Source organism: Agromyces sp. P1_H4 (genome assembly GCF_056405255.1).
The window spans coordinates 1-3,439 of sequence record NZ_JBFUCL010000376.1; the positions used below are offsets into that span (position 1 = coordinate 1).

The following is a 3,439-nucleotide window of genomic DNA, read 5'->3' on the forward strand; positions in this document are numbered from 1 at the left end:
AGCCGGCGAAGACGTCGCGGGCGACCGCGAGCTGGCGGTCGGCGTCGTCGATGGCGTGGCGCACGTGCTCGAGGGGCGGGATCGGACGGGCCGCTCGCTCGCGGGCCGCCGCGATCGCGGCATCCAGCCCGGCGTTCGCCTCGCGCAGGCGATTCAGCTGGGCGAACGGGTCAGTGTTGACGCCGGCCCGCGGGAGCGAGGCGAGGGCGGCCTGCAGGTCGGCGATCGCCTTAACGACGCCGGGTGACTGCGGCTCCTTGAGCGCGACGACGAGGTCGCCGCGGGAGTCCTCGACGATCGCCGCAAGCGTCGACTCAGCACGCAACGCCTCGACCTCGAAGGTCTCCACCGCGTCGAGGAGCGCGGCCGCCCGGCGCACCGACTCAGTCGACGCCTCGAGCGCGAGGTTGGCCTGCTCGCGCTGCCCGGCCTCGCGGCGGCGCTCGGCCACGCCGGCGCTGTGCTCGGCGAATCCGAGGAGCTGCTCGGCCTCGGCGGGGTTCGCCTCCACCTGGGAGAGCGCCTCGGGCGCGTAGCGGGCCGCGAGCCGTTCGACCGTCTCGCGGGCGTGGGGGATGCGTGCGCGCAGGCGCGCGGCATCCGCTCGCACGCCGGCGATGATCTCGGGAGCCCGGCGCGCCCGCGCGACCTTGTCGGCGAGCACTGCCGTGCGCTCGTCGAGTAGGTCTTGGGCCCACTCGCAGAGCTGCACGATGCGCGCGTTGCGGGTGCGCAGCTCCTCGGCGGTGTCGGGGATCTCGTCGAAGTTCAGCTGGTTCAGCCGGAACGCCTCGCCCAGGTGCTGCCGCACCGCCGTGAGCGCCGTGCGCAGGTCGGCGGTCGCGTCGGGCCCCAGCTCGGCCTCGGCGAAGACGAGCTCGTCGGTGGTGACTCGGATGCGCTCGTCGGCGGCCACCAGCGCCGTTCCCGCCCGCTTCGCCAGATCGGCGTCCTGAGCGGCGAGCTCAGGATCTTCGCGCTTGCGTTTGCCCCAGAATCCGGCCATGGGTTCGATCCTAGGCGCGGCGCCGGGTGGCGGCTGTGGGTTGCGGACAACGCTGGGAACTCGACCGATGCGGCGGCGCGCCCGCTCTGTCACCATCGAGAGATGAGCGACCCGACGAGGGCGCCCGCGGGGTGGTACGAAGACGGGTCCGGCGGGCGGCGGTACTGGGACGGCAAGGCCTGGACGGAGTACGTGGCGCCCAGTGCCTCGGGCGAGCCCGTGTCGCAGGTCGCGAGCGGGTCGGGCGGTACTGAGGCGACGGATGCCGCGGCGACGCAGCCCGTGGGAGCGACCGGTCCGACGATTCCGTTCGTCTGGGGGTCTCGCGGGTCGGATGCCGCGGGGTCACCGTATGGCGGCGCCCCGGCCGGGTCGGCGGGTTGGTGGGACGCTTCGGGCGGGTACCCGGCGGACGCGCCGACCGTGCCGTTCTCAGTCGGAGCCGTGAGCGCGAGCCCAGCCGCGAGCCCAGCCGTGGGCGTGGGCGTTGGCGCCGACCCGGGGATGGCGGGCTACGCCGCAGGCCCCACGACGGTGCTGCCGCAGCATCCGTTCACCGAGCCGTCGAACCCAGGGCCGAACGTCGTGGGCATCATCGCGCTCGTCGTCGCGATCGCGGGCCTCGTGTGCATGTTAATCCCGGCGGCGGCGGGTGTTGCGTGGATCCTCGTGGTCGCCGCATTGGTGCTCTCGCTCATCGGCCTGTCGCTGCGCCGCGCGAAGTGGTCGGCGATCACCGGGCTCGTCGTGTCGATCATCGCCGCGATCGTCGGCATCGTCATGCTCGTTACGCTGCTGATCGGGGCGGTCGGCGAGCTCTTCAGCGGGATCGACGATGCGGTTCCCGACGTGCCGGTGTTCCCGGTGCCGGAGCCTGCGCAACCCGAGGAGCCCGCGGCACCGGCGGCTGGCGACCTCAGGTTCGGCGAGACGATGACCTGGGACGACGGCGTCGCCCTGACGGTCTCAGTGCCCGAGGCGTACACGCCGAGCGACTTCGCGGTGGGCGCGACGCGGGCGAACTCGGTCGTGTTCACCCTGACGCTCAGCAACAACTCGACGGCGGTCCTGCAGCCCCTGCCGCTCCCGACCCTCACCTCGGGCGAGCAGGAGGTGAGCGAGGTCTTCGACGTCGGGGCTGAGGTGTTCGACCCGGCCGACGACGTCGGCTTCCCGCCCACCGCCACGATCGAACCGGGCGGGTCGGTCAGCTGGCGCGTCGCCTGGTCACTCGACGACCCGGGCTCGCTCACGATGGAGGCGGCTCCGAACCTGCTGTACCCGAGCGCGACCTTCACGAACGCGCCGTAGCATCCCGCCGGGCCAGCAGGTAGGCGCCCACGACCGGATCGTCCGTGAGCTCGGCCGCACGGGCGAAGGCGGCGGATGCCTCGGCGCTGCGGCCGGCACGGGCGAGGAGGTCGGCGCGCGCCGCCCACCAGGGCTGGAACGTCGACGTCTCGGGCTCCGTCGGGAGCGCCGCGAGTCCCGCCTCGGCGCCGTCGACGCGTCCGATCACCGCGGCGAGCGCGACCTTCGCCCCAAGGCTCGGAGCGACCGCGTTCAGCGCGACGTAGAGCGTGCGCAGCGCCGCCCAGTCGGTCACGCCCCTGCGACGGCGATCGCAATGCACGGCCTCGATGGCGGCCTCGAGCTGGAACCGGCCCGGCGGCCGCCCCGCCGCCGACGCACGACGGAGGTACTCCTCCCCCTCGGCGATGAGCGCGGCATCCCACGTCGACGGGTCCTGCTCGTCGAGCGGGACGAACGAGCCCGGCTCGGGGCCTGACGCGCGACCGGCGCTACCTCGGCTCCCCCGCCGCGCGAGCGACAGCGTCACGAGCGACGCGAGCCCCCACGCCTCCGTCTCGTGCTCGAGCAGGGCGGCGAGGGTCACCGCGAGGTACTGCGCCTCGCCGGCCATCGAGTCCGGAACGTCGGCCGGTGCGCGCCACGCGATGGCGTGGCATCCGTAGACCGCCTCGAGCACGGCGGGCAACCGCTCGGGCATCGCCCGACGGTCGGGCACCACGAACGGGATGCGCGCATCGCGGATGCGGCGCTTCGCCCGCACGAGCCGCTGGGCCATCGCCGCCGGCGGCACCGCGAACGCCGTGGCGATCTGCGCCGCCTCGAATCCGAGCACGACCTGCAGCATGAGCGGCGTGCGCACGGTGGCGTCGATCGCCGGATGCGCGCACACGAACAGCAGCTCCAGCCGCTTGTCGCCGATCGCGAACGGGTCGAGCTCGGCCAGCGGGTCGACGGATGCCGCGGCCGGCGTCTCGACGCCGACGTCGTCAGCGAGCGGGGCGGTGAGGCGACGCTCGGCCGACTTCCACGCGTCGCGCTGGCGATTGCGGGCCACGGTCAACAGCCACCCCTCGGGATTGTCGGGCACACCGGCATCCGGCCACCTCGTGAGCGCCTGCT

The 3,439-nt window shown here is 73.8% G+C and carries 3 protein-coding genes; 1 reads left to right on the forward strand and 2 read right to left on the reverse strand.

Annotated elements, in window-relative coordinates; genetic code table 11:
- A partial coding sequence (locus AC1DY2_RS17380; protein WP_476763551.1) for a hypothetical protein occupies positions 1–1,006 on the reverse strand: 1,006 nt, incomplete at its 3' end.
- A gap of 102 nt (positions 1,007–1,108) precedes the next feature.
- Between AC1DY2_RS17380 and AC1DY2_RS17385 the strand changes: the two genes are divergently transcribed.
- On the forward strand, positions 1,109–2,317 hold the full coding sequence (locus AC1DY2_RS17385) for a DUF2510 domain-containing protein (protein WP_476763552.1): 1,209 nt from the start codon (positions 1,109–1,111) through the stop codon (positions 2,315–2,317).
- On the opposite strand, the gene AC1DY2_RS17390 is transcribed toward AC1DY2_RS17385, so the two are convergent.
- A partial coding sequence (locus AC1DY2_RS17390) for an RNA polymerase sigma factor (protein ID WP_476763553.1) occupies positions 2,301–3,439 on the reverse strand: 1,139 nt, incomplete at its 5' end. The two genes, AC1DY2_RS17385 and AC1DY2_RS17390, sit on opposite strands and share 17 nt — an antisense overlap.